Source organism: Streptomyces sp. R-74717, assembly GCF_047305335.1.
Lineage (GTDB): Bacteria > Actinomycetota > Actinomycetes > Streptomycetales > Streptomycetaceae > Streptomyces > Streptomyces atratus.
This window is the reverse complement of the sequence record NZ_CP102361.1, coordinates 4357363-4372106: the sequence shown is the minus strand read 5'-3', so window position 1 is coordinate 4372106 and position 14744 is coordinate 4357363. Positions and strand designations below refer to the sequence as shown.

Here is a 14744-nt window from a genome sequence, read left to right as displayed (position 1 = left end):
CTTGCCCTCGTGGAAACCACCCACCGGCTGCAACCGTCCACGCCCCCCGGCTCACCCAGGAACGTTCCCGGACGCCACTGAAAGTGGCCGAGACCGTGCAGGGCGACTGGACCGTGCTGCGCATACGAGGCGAACTGGATCTGGTGACGTCGCCCGTCGTGCGCCAGTCCGTCCATGACGCGGTCGCCGTCGGCCGCCACGATGTGGTGCTCGACCTCTCCGAGGTCCTGTTCTGCGATTCCAGCGGCGTCGGCGTACTGATCGCGGCCCGTCGTCTGATGCGCTCCTGCGGGGGCCGGCTGCGGCTGATCCTGCCGGCCCGCGGTGCGGAAGAGGGGTCCCATGTCAACCGGGTGCTCGCCGCCCTCGGTGTACGCCGTCTGTTCGACGTCTACCCCGACCGGTACGCGGCCGTCGACGACGAGGCCCGGCCGCTCTCGGCGTGAAGCCGGTCCATGACCAGGTTGTAACACCGGTGGTGCGCGTAAGCGATACGTGACGTCTGTCGGCGCCGTAGGCTCCCCGCATGGACAGCGCAGAGTATGAGCGCAAGATCGCCCTCCGCTTCGCCGCCTTCGACCAGGACGGCAACGGATACATCGATCGCGCGGATTTCAGTGCCGCCGCGGCCCGTCTGCTCACCGAGTTCGGTACGACGGCCCGCTGCGACAAGGGCCAGGCACTCTACACCGGGGCCGAGGCCTTCTGGCAGGGCATGGCGGGCATCGCCGACGTCGACGGGGACCAGCGCGTCACCCGTGAGGAGTTCGTGGGCGGGGCCGTGAAGCGGCTGCGCGACAACCCGGAACGCTTCGCGGAGATCGCCCGCCCCTTCCTGCACGCCGCGCTCGCCGTGGCGGACCAGGACAACGAGGGCGCGGCCTCCGTACTCGCCGTGGAGCGAGCGCTGAGGGTGCTGGGCGCGAGCGTGGAGACGGCGGCTTTCGCGGCGCGGAACCTGGACGCGGACCAGGACGGCAGGGTCGGCGAGAACGAGGCGGTGGCGGCGTTCGCCGCCTATTTCACGGTGATCGCGCCGGACGCGTAGCCGGGCGGTCCGGCAGCCGATCGTCCTCAATCGCCGGACGGGCCGGGGGCGGAGAACCGCTCCCGCAGCCGGTACTTCAGTATCTTCCGCAGCGCCTCGTTGCGCGGCAGCGCCGCCACCACCTCCAGCTGTTCCGGCAGCTTGTGCACGGAGAGCCCCTCCGCCCGCAGGTAGCCGGTGATTTCCGGCAGGGTCAGGGGGGCGGCGCCCGCCGGCTGTTCCACGACCGCGCAGACGCGTTCGCCGCGCTCCGGGTCCGCAAGCCCGATCACCGCCACGTCCCCGACGCCCGGATGCCGGTGCAACAGGTCTTCTATCTCCTTGGCCGAGATGTTCTCGCCCTTGCGGATGATGATGTCCTTCAGCCGCCCGGTGAGCACCAGATGCCCGCTCGCCTCGACATGGCCGACATCGCCGGTGATCAGGAACCCGTCCGCGTCGAAGGCCGCCGCTGACGCCTCGGGGTTCAGATAGCCCTTGCAGACGGCCTCCCCGCGGAGCCGTACCTCGCCGTCCGTGCCGTACGGCAGTGGCTTGCCGTCCTCGTCGGTGATCCGTATCTCCATGCCCTCGGGCGGGCGCCCCTCCGTCTCGGCAAGGTGTTCCGTCGTGTCGTCGGGGGCGCCCATCGTGATCATGGGGACCTCGGTCATGCCGTACCCGTGCGTGAGCTGGATGCCCATCTCCCGTACCACCGCGTGGTAGATCTCCGGCGGTTTCGGCGCCCCGCCGCCCGCCAGCAGCCGCAGGGTGGGGATCAGCTTCCGGTCCGGGACCTTGCGCTGTTCGGTCAGGAACATCGAGTAGAACGCCGTGGACCCGCCCGCGACCGTCACCCCGTGGCGCCGGTAGCCCTCCAGCGCGTCCGGCATCGCGAAGTGCTCGAAGAGGACTGCCGGGAAGCCGTACAGCAGCAGCATCACCGCGTAGTCCGGCCCGCCGACATGGGCGAACGGGAAGGCCACCGAACCGATGTCGTCCGCCGACAGACGCAGCGCGTGGGCCAGGCAGGAGCCGCCCGCGATCAGGCTGCGGTCGGTGTGGAGGACCCCCTTGGGGTCGGAGGTGGTGCCCGAGGTCCAGTAGATCCAGCGCACCGCCGTCCCGTCGGCGGGCGGCGGCGGCAGTACGGACGGGTCGCCGTCCGGCAGCGACTCGTACGCCTCGAAGACCAGCGGCGGGTGCTCGGCCTCCGCGGCCAGCCGGCGCGCCATCGCCGTGTGGTCGAAGCCGCGCCAGGCGCCCGGCACGGCGAAGAACCCGGCCTTCGACTCGCGCAGGGCGAACCCCGCCTCGCGGTCCCGGTAGAACGGGATGACGGGCGACTGCACGGCCCCGATCCGGGTCAGCGCGAACGACAGCAGCACCGTCTCGATCCGGGTCGGCAGCTGCCAGGCGACCACGCTGCCGGGGCGCACGCCCATCCCCCACAGCCCGGCCGCGACCCGCTCGCAGCGGCTGCGCAGCTCGCCGAAGGTGAGGGTGCGGTCGTCCTGGATCAGGACGGGGCGGTCCGGGGTCAGTGCGGCCCGGCGTTCGATGAGTTCCCAGAAGGTGCCCGATGCGCCCAGGGCGTGTGCGGTCTCGTTCACTGCGTTCCCCGCTCCCTCGTAACTGACGGGTAGTCAGATCGTGCCGAGAGCGTAGAGCGCTGCGCCTTGTCGGTCCAGTGGTGCGGAGCTAGCCTGAGTGTCGAAACCGAATCTGACGAACCATCAGATGCGTGCAGTGTGCGCCGAAGGGGACACCATGACGGAACTGCCTCGGATCGTCAGCGTCGACGACCATGTGATCGAGCCGCCGCACCTCTTCTCGACCTGGCTGCCCGCCAAATACCGCGAGCGCGGCCCGCAGCCGCTCACCGCGGGCATCGGCGAGCTGGCGTACACAGGGGGCAAGTACGTCATCACGATGGACCCGGACGGGCCGCCGACCGACTGGTGGATCTACGAGGACCTCAAGTTCCCGTACAAGCGGAACATCGCCGCCGTCGGCTTCGACCGCGACGACATGACGCTGGAGGGGATCACCCGCGCCGAGATGCGGCGCGGCTGCTGGGACCCGGCCGAGCGCCTCAAGGACATGGACCTCAACCATGTCGAGGCGAGCCTCTGCTTCCCCACCTTCCCGCGCTTCTGCGGCCAGACCTTCGCAGAGGCGCACGACAAAGAAGTCGCGCTCGCCTGCGTCCGCGCCTACAACGACTGGATGGTGGAGGAGTGGTGCGGCGACAGCCGCGGCCGGCTCATCCCGCTCTGCATCATCCCGCTCTGGGACATCGACCTGGCGGTGACGGAGATCAAGCGGAACGCGGCGCGCGGGGTGCGGGCGGTGACCTTCTCCGAGATCCCCACCTACCTGGGGCTGCCGTCGATCCACACCGGCTACTGGGACCCGTTCTTCGCGGTCTGCCAGGAGACCGGCACGGTCGTCAACATGCACATCGGGTCCAGCTCGCAGATGCCCGCCGCCTCGCCCGACGCCCCGCCCGCCGTACAGGCCAGCCTCTCCTTCAACAACGCCATGGCCTCGATGATGGACTTCCTGTTCAGCGGGGTGCTGGTGAAGTTCCCACGGCTGAAGCTCGCCTACAGCGAGGGCCAGATGGGCTGGATCCCGTACGCCCTGGAGCGCGCCGACGACGTCTGGGAGGAGCACCGGGCCTGGGGCGGGGTGCGCGATCTGATTCCCGAGCCGCCGTCCACGTACTACTACCGGCAGATGTTCTGCTGCTTCTTCCGCGACAAGCACGGCGTCGCCTCGCTCGATGTGGTCGGACGGGACAACGCCACCTTCGAGACCGACTACCCGCACGTCGACTCGACCTTCCCGCACACCAAGGAGGTCGCCCTCGACCACGTCAAGGGACTGGACGACGAGACCGTCTACAAACTGATGCGCGGAAACGCGATCCGGATGCTCGATCTGGACCTGGACAAGTAGGCGCGCGGTGGATCTCGCGTACACGGAGGCCGAGGAGGAGTTCCGGGCGCGGCTGCGCGAGTGGCTGGCCGCCGTGCTGCCCGCACTGCCCGCGAAGCCCGGCCCCGACGACTGGCCCGGGCGCCGCGCATACGACACCACCTGGCAGCGGATGCTGTACGACGCGGGCTACGCGGGCCTGCACTGGCCCGTCGACGCGGGCGGGCGGGGCGCCACCCCGACCCAGCATCTGATCTTCCTGGAGGAGACCGAGAAGGCCGGGGCCCCGTACGTCGGTGCGAACTTCGTAGGGCTGCTGCACGCCGGGCCCACGATCGCGGCCGAGGGCACGGCCGAACAGCGGGCGCGCTGGCTGCCGCCGGTGCTGCGCGGCGACGAGATCTGGTGCCAGGGGTTCAGCGAGCCCGACGCCGGCTCGGACCTCGCCTCGCTGCGGACCCGCGCGGTGCGCGACGGCGACCACTATGTGGTGAGCGGGCAGAAGATCTGGACCTCGCACGCGGAAGTCGCCGACTGGTGCGAGCTGCTCGTGCGTACGGACCCGACGGCGCCCAGGCACCGCGGGATCAGCTGGCTCGCGATGAGGATGGACGCTCCCGGCGTCACCGTCCGTCCGCTGCGCACGCTCGCCGGGTCCACCGAATTCGCCGAGATGTTCCTCGACGAGGTGCGGGTGCCGGTCTCCCACCGCATCGGCGCGGAGAACGACGGCTGGCGGGTCACCATGGTCACCCTCTCCTTCGAACGCGGTACGGCATTCGTCGGCGAGGTCGTCGCCTGCCGCCGCACCCTGGCCGCCCTGGCAGCCGAGGCGCGGGCGAACGGCCGCTGGGACGACCCGGTCCTGCGCCGCAGGCTGGGCAGGCTGAACGCCGAATTCCGGGCGCTGTGGCGGCTCACCCAGTGGAACGTCAGCGAGGCACAGAGCAGCGGGGGCGTCCCGGGCACCGGCGGCTCGGTCTTCAAGCTGCGCTACTCGCACGCCCGCCAGGAGCTGTACGAGGCGGCCGCCGAGGTGCTCGGCGCGGACGCGGCCGATCTGGACCGGGAGTGGGCTTTGGACCGGCTCTCCTCGCTCTCGTACACCATCGCCGCGGGCACCTCGCAGATCCAGCGGAACATCGTCGCCGAGCGGATCCTCGGCCTGCCGAAGGGGCGGTGAGCGGACTGTGGACTTCCAGCTCTCGGACGACCAGCGGGCCCTGCGGGCGGGGGTACGGGAACTCCTCGCCGGGCGCTTCGGCAGGGACCGGATGCGGGCGGCTCTCGACGGCGGCACGGGCATCGACCGGGCCCTGTGGCGGGAGCTCGGCGAGGCCGGGTTCTTCGCGCTGCGGCTGCCGGAGACGGAGGGCGGTGTCGGGCTCGGGCTGCCCGAATCGGTCCTTCTCTTCGAGGAGGCGGGGCGGTCGCTGTTGCCCGGACCGCTGATCGCCACCCACCTCGCCGCCGGTGCGGTGAAGGGGGCGGCGGAGGGCGAGACGGTGGTCGCGGTGCTGGACGCGGGGCAGCCGGTGGGGCACCTGGGGGATGCGGGCGGCCTGCTCGTACTCGGGCCGGGGGAGGCGCGGACCCCGGGTCCGGGTCCGGAGCCGGGGGAGGCGCGGGTCGTGACCGGCGGACCGCTGCGGGATGTCGTACGGGAGGCCGCCAGGTCTCTGCGGTCGCTCGACCCGTTCACGCCCCTGTGGCGGGTCACGGGCCCCGTCGGGCCCGGCGAGCTCCTGTCCGGCGGGGCGCGGCTGCGCGACGAGGGAGCCCTGCTCGCCGCCGCCGAACAGCTCGGCAGCGCCGCCCGTACGACCGAGATGGCCGTCCAACACGCCGGTGAACGTGAACAGTTCGGATCGCCGATCGGGTCCTTCCAGGCGGTCAAACACCTGTGCGCCGGGATGCTGGTCCGCGCCGAGCTGGCCCGCAGCGCCGTCTACGCGGCGGCCGTGACCGCGGACCGGGCCGAGATCGCGGGCGCCAAACTGCTCGCCGACGACGCGGCTGTCCGCAATGCGCGCGACTGCCTTCAAGTGCATGGCGGAATGGGCTTCACCTGGGAGGCAGACGTCCATCTGCACCTCAAGAGGGCGTGGCTGCGGTCCGGGCAGTGGCTGACGGCGGCGGCGGCCGAGGAGGCGCTTGCAGCCGACCTGTGCTGATTGCGCATGGGTTCCGTGGAGGCTTCGGGCGCGCGACGGCGGGTGGATGTGGCACGCACGCATGTGACAGGCGGGCCGCTGAGCCTCACGCTGCGGAGTTACGCAGTGGAGTCGGCGGGTTCCGATGCCGGCTTGTGTCCTTTGCGTGATTCGTCACGGGGTGGAGTCGGCGCCGGGCTCGGGTACGCTCCGTTGGATGCGAGAGGTTCTGGAATCGGATGATCCGGATGTTGCCCGTGCGGCGACTCCGGTCCGGAAGAGGTGCCCTGCTCGCATTCCACGCAGAAGCGCCGGGCCTGCCCGGGAGACGACTCCCGCAGCCTCGATGTGCCTCTGTTCGACTCCCCGCAGCGCGCGTCGCACAGTATGCACCACGCGTACTCCTTCGCGCTGGAATATGCCCGAAGCGCTTGTTGCGGTGACTGTACGTCAACCATGCTGTCTCGTAAGGGAATCACGTTCCGTGACCCTGAGGAGGCGCGAGGCGATGTGTCCGCCGGTTCGGATGGTGTGAGCGGTGCAGGTGCTTCAGGTTCAGCTGGAGGTCGGGCCGGATCCCGCGGAGGTCGGGAGGGCCCGTAGATGGGCGCGATCGAGACTGGTCGGGTCCGGGATAAGAGACGACGAGCCGCTGGCCGAGACGCTCATCCTGCTGATCTCGGAGCTGGTCACCAACGCGGTCGTCCACACCGGCTGTCCGGCCGTGCTGCGCATGCTGTTCGGCGCGGCGGAAACAGCGGGGGCGGCCGGGACCGTGCGGGTCGAGGTGGCCGACACCAGTTGTCGTCCGCCGCAGCAGCGCCACGCGGCGGGCGAGGACACCGGCGGCCGGGGTCTGGAGCTCGTCGACGGCCTCGCGGACCGCTGGGGCTGGCAGCCGGAGGGCGCCGGGAAGCGCATCTGGTGCGAGGTCGACCGGGGTGCCCCGGTGATCCAGGTGGTGCCGGTGCACCCGGGCGTACAAGGTGTTCATGGCGCACCGGGCGCGGCGGATGCGGACCGCGAGGCGTACGAGCCGTCACGAGTCATCACGCATCACGCATAAAGGCTGAAGCGGTCGGTCAGGGTTGCGGTACGGCGCCGGCCCGAGCCCCTTCAGAGGACGGCGACCGGGGCGACCGGGGTGCCGGTCGCGCCGACGAACGGTTCCGCCATCGCGGAGAGCAGGAAGCTGTACCGCTTCTCTTCTGCACAGGCTGTGGACAACTTTTCCAGGTTCCAGTTCTGGCCCTGCAGCATGCCCATCTCGACCAGGTCCAGCGCATGCACCCCCAGCCACAGATCCTCGATCTCGGGCGGGAAGATCTCGAAGGTCAGGGTGTCATTGGCGACCGCCGCGACATCGCGCGCACGGAACCACTCGGGCGTCCTGATCGAGAGACCGGGCGACGGATAGGCGTACGCATGCTTGTCGCCCGCCAGATGGACCTGCATCTGCCCCGTCCGTACGAGCACGATGTCACCGGCCCCGACCCTGACCCCCGCCAGGTCCTCGGCCGCGTCCAGGTCCTCGGGGGTGACGGCATGGTCGCCGGGCAGTCTGTCCGTGCCGTGTGCGCGTGCCACATCGAGCAGCACCCCGCGCGAGACGATGTGCGGTGCCTTGTCGATCCCGCTGAACTGCGCGCCGCCGTGCGCGGTGATCGTGGCGGCCGGGCGGCCGTTGTAGATCTTTCCCGAGTGCGAGGCGTGGGTGAGGGCGTCCCAGTGGGTGGCCGTCTGCAGGCTCAGGACGGCTGTGTCGTCGCTGGTGGCGACGGTGCCGGGGCCGAAGAGTTCCTGATTGATCTGGACCATGGTGTGCAGCGGATTGATCCGCCCCGGGATCAGCCCGCTCTGGACGCCGTCCTGCTGGAGGGGGAGCGCGAGCGGGATGCGCAGCCCGGTGCGGACGGTGGCGGCGGCCTCGCGTACGACCGCGTCGGTGATCAGGTTGAGCGTGCCGATCTCGTCGTCGGCACCCCAGCGGCCCCAGTTGTTGACCCGCTTGGCGATGTCGTGGAACTCGGCCGGCAGTGACACGGGGCCTCCCGGGGCTTGTGCTCGTGGACCTGATGACCCATAAAATCTAACGGTCCGTCAGAAACCGTGGGAAGGGTCCGGGCATGGGGAACTTCTTGGCAGGCAAAGTGGTCGCCGTGACGGGTGCCGGGCGCGGCATCGGGAGGGCGGTCGCACTCGCGGCGGCGGCCGAGGGGGCGAGAGTCGTCGTCAACGACTACGGCGTCTCCATCGAGGGCGGCGAGCCGAGCAGCGAGATAGCGGAGTCCGTCGTCAAGGAGATCGAGGCGGCGGGCGGCGAGGCGGTGGCCGTCGCCGACGACATCTCCACGATGGCGGGCGGGCAGCGGATCGTGGACACGGCGCTCGCGCGGTACGGGCGGATCGACGGGGTCGTGTGCGTGGCCGGGATCCTGCGGGAACGGATGCTGTTCAACATGTCCGAGGAGGAGTGGGACCCGGTGGTCGCCACCCACCTCAAGGGCACCTTCACCGTCTTCCGGGCCGCGTCGGCGGTGATGCGGAAGCAGGAGGACGGCGGCACGCTGATCGGCTTCACCAGCGGCAACCATCAGGGCAGCGTCGCCCAGGCCAACTACAGCGCCGCCAAGGGCGGGATCATCTCGCTGGTACGGAGCGCGGCGCTCGGGCTGCACAAGTACGGCGTCACGGCGAACGCCGTCGCCCCGGTCGCCCGCACCCGGATGTCCGCCAATGTGCCCATGGAACTCAAGGAGATCGGCGAGCCGGAGGATGTGGCGGCGCTCGTCGTCTACCTGCTCAGCGAACGGGCCCGCAAGGAGAAGATCACCGGCCAGGTGTACACGATCGCAGGACCGAAGATCGCGGTCTGGGCCCAGCCGAGGGAGCTGCGGGCGGGGTACGCGGAGGGGGCCTGGACCCCGGAACGGATCGCGGACTTCCTGCCGGGGACGGTGGGCACGGACCCGATGCCGATGCTGGCGCAGCTGGAGGAGATGGCGGCCGCGGCGGCGGCGAGGGCGCGGCCGAACGCGTGACCTCCGACCGGGGCTCCGCCCCTCCCGCGCTCCTCGATCGCCGGAGGGGCTGGATCTTCCGCCCGACCTCAAGGAGTGGACGTGGACTTCGCATTCGACGCGGCGGACGACGCCTTCCGCCAGGAGGCCCGGTCCTGGCTGGAGGCCCACCTCACGCAGCCCTGTGCCACCGAGGGCGGCCGCGCCTGGGAGCAGGAGCTGGGCCGGGCCGGCTGGATCGGCCTCGGCTGGGACAACCACGGCGCCGGCCACGGCAACCGGCACGCAAGCCTCACCCAGCAGGTCGTCTGGGCCGAGGAGTACGCCCGCGTCGGCGCCCCCGCCCGGGTCGGCCACATCGGCGAGAACCTCCTCGCCCCGACCCTGATCGCCTACGGCACACAGGCGCAGAAACAGCGCTTCCTGCCCGCCGTGGCACGTGGCGACGAGCTGTGGTGCCAGGGATACAGCGAGCCGGGCGCCGGATCGGACCTCGCCGGGGTGCGGACGGCCGCCGTGCCCGACAAGGGACGCGGCGGCCACCGCGTCACCGGGCAGAAGATCTGGACGTCGCTCGCGAGGGACGCCGACTGGTGCTTCGTCCTGGCCCGTACGGAGCCCGGCTCCAGCCGCCACCACGGCCTGTCGTTCCTGCTGGTGCCGATGGACCAGCCGGGCAGGATCGAGGTGCGGCCGATCCGTCAGATGTCGGGTGCCAGCGAGTTCAACGAGGTCTTCTTCGACGGGGCGCACGCGAAGGAGTGTGTCGGTGGCGAGGGCAACGGCTGGGCGGTCGCCATGGGGCTGCTGGCCCTGGAGCGCGGCGTCTCCACACTCGTCCAGCAGATCGGGTTCGCCGCCGAACTCGACCGGGTGGTCCGCGCCGCCGTCGACGGCGGCGCCGTCACCGACCCGGTACTGCGCGAGCGTCTCGTGAGGCAGTGGGCGGAGCTGCAGACCATGCGCTGGAACGCCCTGCGCACCCTGGGCTCCACAGGCGGCCCCGGCGCACCCAGCGTGGCGAAACTGCTCTGGGGCGGCTGGCACAAGCGCCTGGGCGAGCTGGCCGTGGAGATCAGGGGCGCGGCCGGTGCCGTCGGCCCGGACGACTGGTCGGCGCAGACACCGTACGAACTCGACGAGGCACAGCGCCTGTTCCTGTTCACCCGGTCCGACACCATCTACGGCGGCTCGGACGAGATCCAGCGGAACATCATCGCCGAGCGGGTGCTCGGCCTACCGAGGGAGCCGAGATGAGAGGCGTTGTCTTCGACGGCAAGCGGACCGAGGTCGTCGACGATCTGGAGATACGCGACCCGGGCCCCGGTGAGGTGCTGGTGGCGGTGGCCGCGGCCGGGCTGTGCCACAGCGATCTGTCGGTGATCGACGGGACGATTCCGTTCCCGGCGCCGGTGGTGCTCGGGCACGAGGGTGCGGGCGTGGTGGAGGCCGTCGGTGCGGGCGTCGGCCATGTGGCGCCCGGCGACCATGTGTCGCTGTCCACGCTGGCCAACTGCGGGGCGTGCGCCCAGTGCGACCGGGGCCGGCCGACGATGTGCCGCAAGGCGATCGGGATGCCGGGACAGCCGTTCTCGCGGCGCGGGAAACCGCTGTACCAGTTCGCGTCCAACTCGGCCTTTGCCGAACGGACCCTGGTCAAGGCCGTGCAGGCGGTGAAGATCCCCGCCGATCTGCCGCTCACCTCGGCGGCCCTGATCGGCTGCGGGGTGGTGACGGGAGTCGGAGCCGTACTCAATCGGGCGAAGGTCGACCGGGGCGACTCCGTCGTGGTGATCGGCACCGGCGGCATCGGGCTCAACGTCATCCAGGGGGCCCGGATCGCGGGCGCCCTGACGATCGTCGCCGTCGACGCCAACCCGGCGAAGGAGGCGGTGGCACGACAGTTCGGTGCGACGCACTTCCTGACGTCGGCCGACGGCGTACGGGAGATCCTGCCGAGCGGCGCCGACCACGCCTTCGAGTGCGTGGGCCGTACGGAACTGATCCGTACCGCGATCGACCTGCTGGACCGGCACGGCCAGGCGGTCCTGCTGGGCGTCCCCGCGGCGACGGCGGAGGCCTCATTCCTCGTCTCGTCGATGTTCCTGGACAAGTCGATCCTGGGCTGCCGGTACGGCTCCTCGCGCCCACAGCGGGACATCGCGCTCTACGCGGACCTGTACCGGGAGGGCAGGCTGCTCCTGGACGAACTCGTCACCGAGACCTATGCGGTGGAGGACTTCGCCAAGGCGGCGGACGACGCGCACCACGGCCGGGTGGCACGGGGGGTGCTGGTGTTCTAGGCCCTGCGAAGGTCTTCCCGGACCGGCGCATCCCGGGCCCTCCGCCGGGCCCTCTTGTCCGGGTCGTGCCGGGGCTGCGTGCCCCGGCACCGCGCCCGGCCGTGTTGCCGTCGGTCAGTCGCCGAAGGCGCTGCTGTCGCGCGGGGTGACGCCGGGCCGCGTGTTCACGGACCACATGTGGGTGCACTGCGGACACTGGAGGTGAACGACCGGTCCGTTGTTGGATATCAGATAGCGCCAGTGCTCACGGCAGGTACGGAGGTCGGCGCAGTTCTCGCAATGACGGGCGTCGTCGCAGACGGGGCAGGGCATCCAGGCGCGGCGGGCCACGTCCGCCTGCGGATCAATCGGCAGTCGCACGGCCCGGCCCCCTTCCCGGCAGGACGCCGGTCGCCACCAGCAGGTCGTAGGTGCGCTGCTGTTCGGCGTCCAGGCCCGAGTAGAGGAGCGCGTACGCCTCGTCCTCGCCCTGGAGGGCGGCGACCGGGTCCCAGTCGGGCCCGAGTGCGGTCACGACCTCGGCCCGGCGCCGAGCTTCCTCGAACGTCAGATCGATCGTGAAGGGTATGAGGCTGTCTGGATTTCCCTTTTTCATGGCGAAACTTCCGAAGTGCCGGTGGAACTCCATATGCCTATCAGGCGCAAGCGGCGACAGGGAAGGGTGACCTAAGTCGCTCCGAGGTGAAGCGGCCCCCGGCCTCTGAGGGAGGAACCCTCGGATCGGTCGGCAGAAGTGGGTCGTTACCGGCATCGGGGCCCCGACGGCGGACGCGGTCCACGGGCTGCACTGTGACGTACTTCATGGGGTTGTCCAGGGCGTCGGGCGGGGCGATCCAAGTGATGCGGAGGGGCGGCGGCTGGAGCGCCCGGTCAGGCCCTCCCTGCCCGGAACGTGCGCCGGTACACCGTGGGGGACACGCCCAGTGCCGCCTGCAGATGCTGCCGCAGCGATGTGGGCGTCCCGAAGCCCGCGTCCCTCGCCACCTGGTCGATCGACAGGTCCGTCGACTCCAGCAACTGCCGGGCCCGTTCGACCCGCTGCCGGGTCAGCCACTGGACGGGGCTCACCCCGACCTCCTCCCGGAACCGGCGGGTGAACGTCCGTACGCTCATCGACTCCTGCTGCGCCATGTCGCGCAGCAGGATCGGGCGCTCCAGCCGGCCGAGCGCCCAGGTGCGCGCGGAGGTGGTGGTCGCGAACTGCGTCTCGGGCACGGGGCGCTGGATGTACTGCGCCTGCCCGCCGTCCCTGTGCGGGGGCACCACCGCGCGGCGGGCGACGTCATTGGCGACGGCGGTGCCGTGGTCGCGGCGCACGATGTGCAGGCAGAGGTCGATTCCGGCGGCGACCCCGGCGGAGGTCAGGACGTCCCCGTCGTCGATGAACAGGACGTCCGGGTCGACCCGGACCTCGGGGAAGAGCTGCTGGAAGTGGTCGGCGGACGACCAGTGGGTGGTGGCGGGGCGCCCGTCGAGATATCCGGCGGCGGCCAGCACGTAACTGCCCGTGCAGATGGAGACCATCCGGGTGCCGGGCCTGATGTGCGCGAACGCGGCGGCGAGCTCGTCGGTGAGCCTGCCCTCCGTGTAGACAGGGCCGAGTTCGTAACTGGAGGGGATCACGACCGTGTCGGCGGTGGCCAGCGTCTCGGGGCCGCGTTCGACGCTGATCGTGAAGTCCGCGTCGGTGCGGACCGGGCCCGGCGGGCGTACGGAGCAGGTCACGACTTCATAGAGTCTGCGGCCCTTGTCGCGCGGCTCGGAACCGCGCGAAAGGCCGAAAATCCTTTGGGGGATGCCCAGTTCGAAGGGGAGCAGCCCGTCGAGGGCCAGGACGGCGATTCGGTGCGGCATTGGCGGACTCCCTTCACCCCTAGCTGGTATAGACCTTAAGCTGATACATGTCACTGCTGTGAAGGAAAAGTCAGCAGAGCGCGTGCGCATTCCCGCCGCGGACCGCGAAGGCGCGCCGCCCCTTTTGCCTCGTTCGTCGAGCATGGGGCCGATGGGCGACGGACTCGGTGACAGCCTGGGTGTCGGTCGGTCGGCCGAGCTCTGGAACCGTAACTTCCGGCTCTTCTTCGTCGCCCGTACCGCCGCGCTCTTCGGCGACGGAATGATCCCGGTGGCGCTCACCGCGGGCCTGCTGGGGGCGGGCCGGCCGCACTCGTCGGTGGGGTTCGCGCTGGCGGCCTGGATGGGCCCGCTGGCGCTCTTCGTGCTCTTCGGCGGTGTACTGGCGGACCGGTTCACCCCGCGCCGGATGATGATCATCGCGGATGCGTTGCGGCTGGTCGGGGCCTCGGTGCTGGCGGTCTCCTTCGCCATGGGGAACCCGCCGCTGTGGGCGGTGTACGCGCTCAGCGCGGTGGCCGGTGTGGGCGCCGCGCTCTTCCAGCCGGGCGTCGCATCGACCGTGCCCCGGGTGTCCTCGGACGTGCAGCGCGCCAATGCGGTGCTCCGGGTCTCCGAGGCGCTGATGACCATGGCGGGCCCGGCCTTCGCGGGCATGCTCGTCGGACTGGCCAGCGCAGGGGCGGTCTACGTGGCGAACGCGTCGACATTCCTGGTCTCCGGCCTCTGCCTGTTCCTGCTGCGACTCGCCCCGGCCCCGTCGGACGCCGCGCAGCGTGGCACCTTCGTCGCCGAACTGGTCGACGGATGGCGGGAGTTCCGGGCGCGCAGCTGGCTGTGGGGGGTGATCGCGATCTGGACGGTCTACGGCTTCACGGTGCTCGGCCCGACGCTGCCGCTCACCGCGGTCGAGGTGACCGAGGCGCACGGCTCGGGGGCGTACGGCGTGATGATGGCGGTGAACGGCGCGGGCAGCGTCGTCGGCGGGCTGCTCGCCCTGCGCCTGAGGCCGCGCCGCCCGCTCGCGGCGGGGGCCGTCGCGCTGACCGCGGTCTGCGTGAACCTGGTGGTGCTGGGCCTCGGGCTGTCGGTGGCCGCGCTGGGGGCGGGGCAGTTCGTGGCGGGTGCGGCGTTCGCGTTCTGGCTGGTGATGTGGTCGACGACGGTGCAGACCCATGTCCCGCCTCAGGCGCTGAACCGCCTGCACGCGTACGACGTGGCAGGCTCCCTGCTGATGCTGGCGGCGGGCCGGGCGCTGGCGGGACCGGTCGCGGACCGGCTGGGCGCACCGGAGGTGCTGCTGGCCGGAGCGGTGATCAACCTGATGGTGGTGGCGGTACTGCTGGCGGCCCGGCCGATCCGGCGGTTGGAGCGGATCGGGTGACCGGTCACGACGGATGGGAGGGGATCGGGTGAGCGGGGATCGGGGAAGTGGGGACGCGTC

Annotated in this window: 15 protein-coding genes; 10 read left to right on the top strand and 5 right to left on the bottom strand. The window is 70.9% G+C overall.

Features of this window, described 5'->3' with window-relative positions; genetic code table 11:
• Positions 1-77 precede the first annotated feature (77 nt).
• Both NRF20_RS19790 and NRF20_RS19785 read left to right on the top strand, forming a co-directional pair.
• On the top strand, positions 78-446 hold the full coding sequence (locus tag NRF20_RS19790; RefSeq protein ID WP_383070702.1) for an STAS domain-containing protein: 369 nt from the start codon (positions 78-80) through the stop codon (positions 444-446).
• Positions 447-526: 80 nt separating this feature from the next.
• Positions 527-1048 carry an EF-hand domain-containing protein gene (locus NRF20_RS19785; RefSeq protein WP_398633332.1) on the top strand — a complete coding sequence of 174 codons (522 nt, stop codon included), beginning with the start codon at positions 527-529 and terminating at the stop codon, positions 1046-1048.
• Between the two features lie 26 nt (positions 1049-1074).
• Here the strand turns inward: NRF20_RS19785 and NRF20_RS19780 are convergent, their stop codons facing one another.
• The gene (locus NRF20_RS19780; protein ID WP_413752987.1) at positions 1075-2640 is read right to left on the bottom strand and encodes a class I adenylate-forming enzyme family protein; all 1566 of its coding nucleotides are present in this window, start codon (positions 2638-2640) and stop codon (positions 1075-1077) included.
• Positions 2641-2797: 157 nt separating this feature from the next.
• Between NRF20_RS19780 and NRF20_RS19775 the strand changes: the two genes are divergently transcribed.
• From NRF20_RS19775 to NRF20_RS19760, 4 genes are all read left to right on the top strand, one after another.
• Positions 2798-3991 (top strand): amidohydrolase family protein, encoded by a 1194-nt coding sequence (locus NRF20_RS19775; protein ID WP_398633334.1) that lies wholly within the window; start codon positions 2798-2800, stop codon positions 3989-3991.
• Between the two features lie 7 nt (positions 3992-3998).
• Positions 3999-5153, top strand: coding sequence for an acyl-CoA dehydrogenase (locus tag NRF20_RS19770; protein WP_413752986.1), 1155 nt, complete (start codon positions 3999-4001; stop codon positions 5151-5153).
• 7 nt (positions 5154-5160) lie between these two features.
• Positions 5161-6144 carry an acyl-CoA dehydrogenase family protein gene (locus NRF20_RS19765; protein WP_398633336.1) on the top strand — a complete coding sequence of 328 codons (984 nt, stop codon included), beginning with the start codon at positions 5161-5163 and terminating at the stop codon, positions 6142-6144.
• A gap of 517 nt (positions 6145-6661) precedes the next feature.
• Entirely contained in the window at positions 6662-7189 is a 528-nt protein-coding gene (locus NRF20_RS19760; protein ID WP_398633337.1) for an ATP-binding protein, read from the top strand.
• 50 nt (positions 7190-7239) lie between these two features.
• Here the strand turns inward: NRF20_RS19760 and NRF20_RS19755 are convergent, their stop codons facing one another.
• The gene (locus NRF20_RS19755) at positions 7240-8166 is read right to left on the bottom strand and encodes a cyclase family protein (RefSeq protein WP_266358942.1); all 927 of its coding nucleotides are present in this window, start codon (positions 8164-8166) and stop codon (positions 7240-7242) included.
• An 83-nt stretch (positions 8167-8249) separates the two neighbouring features.
• Between NRF20_RS19755 and NRF20_RS19750 the strand changes: the two genes are divergently transcribed.
• From NRF20_RS19750 to NRF20_RS19740, 3 genes are all read left to right on the top strand, one after another.
• Positions 8250-9164 (top strand): SDR family oxidoreductase, encoded by a 915-nt coding sequence (locus NRF20_RS19750; RefSeq protein WP_398633338.1) that lies wholly within the window; start codon positions 8250-8252, stop codon positions 9162-9164.
• A gap of 81 nt (positions 9165-9245) precedes the next feature.
• The gene (locus NRF20_RS19745; protein ID WP_398633339.1) at positions 9246-10400 is read left to right on the top strand and encodes an acyl-CoA dehydrogenase family protein; all 1155 of its coding nucleotides are present in this window, start codon (positions 9246-9248) and stop codon (positions 10398-10400) included.
• Positions 10397-11446 carry a Zn-dependent alcohol dehydrogenase gene (locus NRF20_RS19740; protein ID WP_266358937.1) on the top strand — a complete coding sequence of 350 codons (1050 nt, stop codon included), beginning with the start codon at positions 10397-10399 and terminating at the stop codon, positions 11444-11446. The genes NRF20_RS19745 and NRF20_RS19740 overlap by 4 nt, the downstream gene beginning before the upstream one ends.
• A gap of 114 nt (positions 11447-11560) precedes the next feature.
• Here NRF20_RS19740 and NRF20_RS19735 read toward each other — a convergent pair whose 3' ends face one another.
• The 3 genes from NRF20_RS19735 to NRF20_RS19725 all read right to left on the bottom strand — a co-directional run bounded on the left by NRF20_RS19735 (position 11561) and on the right by NRF20_RS19725 (position 13300).
• Entirely contained in the window at positions 11561-11806 is a 246-nt protein-coding gene (locus NRF20_RS19735; protein WP_266358935.1) for a hypothetical protein, read from the bottom strand.
• Positions 11790-12041: a DUF6400 family protein gene (locus NRF20_RS19730; RefSeq protein WP_398633340.1), complete on the bottom strand. Its 252-nt coding sequence runs from the start codon at positions 12039-12041 to the stop codon at positions 11790-11792. The genes NRF20_RS19735 and NRF20_RS19730 overlap by 17 nt, the downstream gene beginning before the upstream one ends.
• Before the next feature lie 275 nt (positions 12042-12316).
• The gene (locus NRF20_RS19725) at positions 12317-13300 is read right to left on the bottom strand and encodes a GlxA family transcriptional regulator (protein WP_413752985.1); all 984 of its coding nucleotides are present in this window, start codon (positions 13298-13300) and stop codon (positions 12317-12319) included.
• Positions 13301-13442: 142 nt separating this feature from the next.
• On the opposite strand from NRF20_RS19725, the gene NRF20_RS19720 reads away from it, so the two are divergent.
• Complete coding sequence (locus tag NRF20_RS19720) at positions 13443-14684, top strand: MFS transporter (protein ID WP_413754583.1); 1242 nt, start codon at positions 13443-13445, stop codon at positions 14682-14684.
• The last annotated feature ends 60 nt before the right edge of the window (positions 14685-14744 follow it).

Excerpts from the sequence above, each read along its gene's own strand:
- NRF20_RS19785 (WP_398633332.1), top strand. The coding sequence starts at position 527 with ATGGACAGCGCAGAGTATGAGCGCAAGATCGCCCTCCGCTTCGCCGCC.
- NRF20_RS19775 (WP_398633334.1), top strand. The coding sequence starts at position 2,798 with ATGACGGAACTGCCTCGGATCGTCAGCGTCGACGACCATGTGATCGAG.
- NRF20_RS19750 (WP_398633338.1), top strand. The coding sequence starts at position 8,250 with ATGGGGAACTTCTTGGCAGGCAAAGTGGTCGCCGTGACGGGTGCCGGG.
- NRF20_RS19740 (WP_266358937.1), top strand. The coding sequence starts at position 10,397 with ATGAGAGGCGTTGTCTTCGACGGCAAGCGGACCGAGGTCGTCGACGAT.
- NRF20_RS19730 (WP_398633340.1), bottom strand. The coding sequence starts at position 12,041 with ATGAAAAAGGGAAATCCAGACAGCCTCATACCCTTCACGATCGATCTG.
- NRF20_RS19725 (WP_413752985.1), bottom strand. The coding sequence starts at position 13,300 with ATGCCGCACCGAATCGCCGTCCTGGCCCTCGACGGGCTGCTCCCCTTC.
- NRF20_RS19720 (WP_413754583.1), top strand. The coding sequence starts at position 13,443 with ATGGGGCCGATGGGCGACGGACTCGGTGACAGCCTGGGTGTCGGTCGG.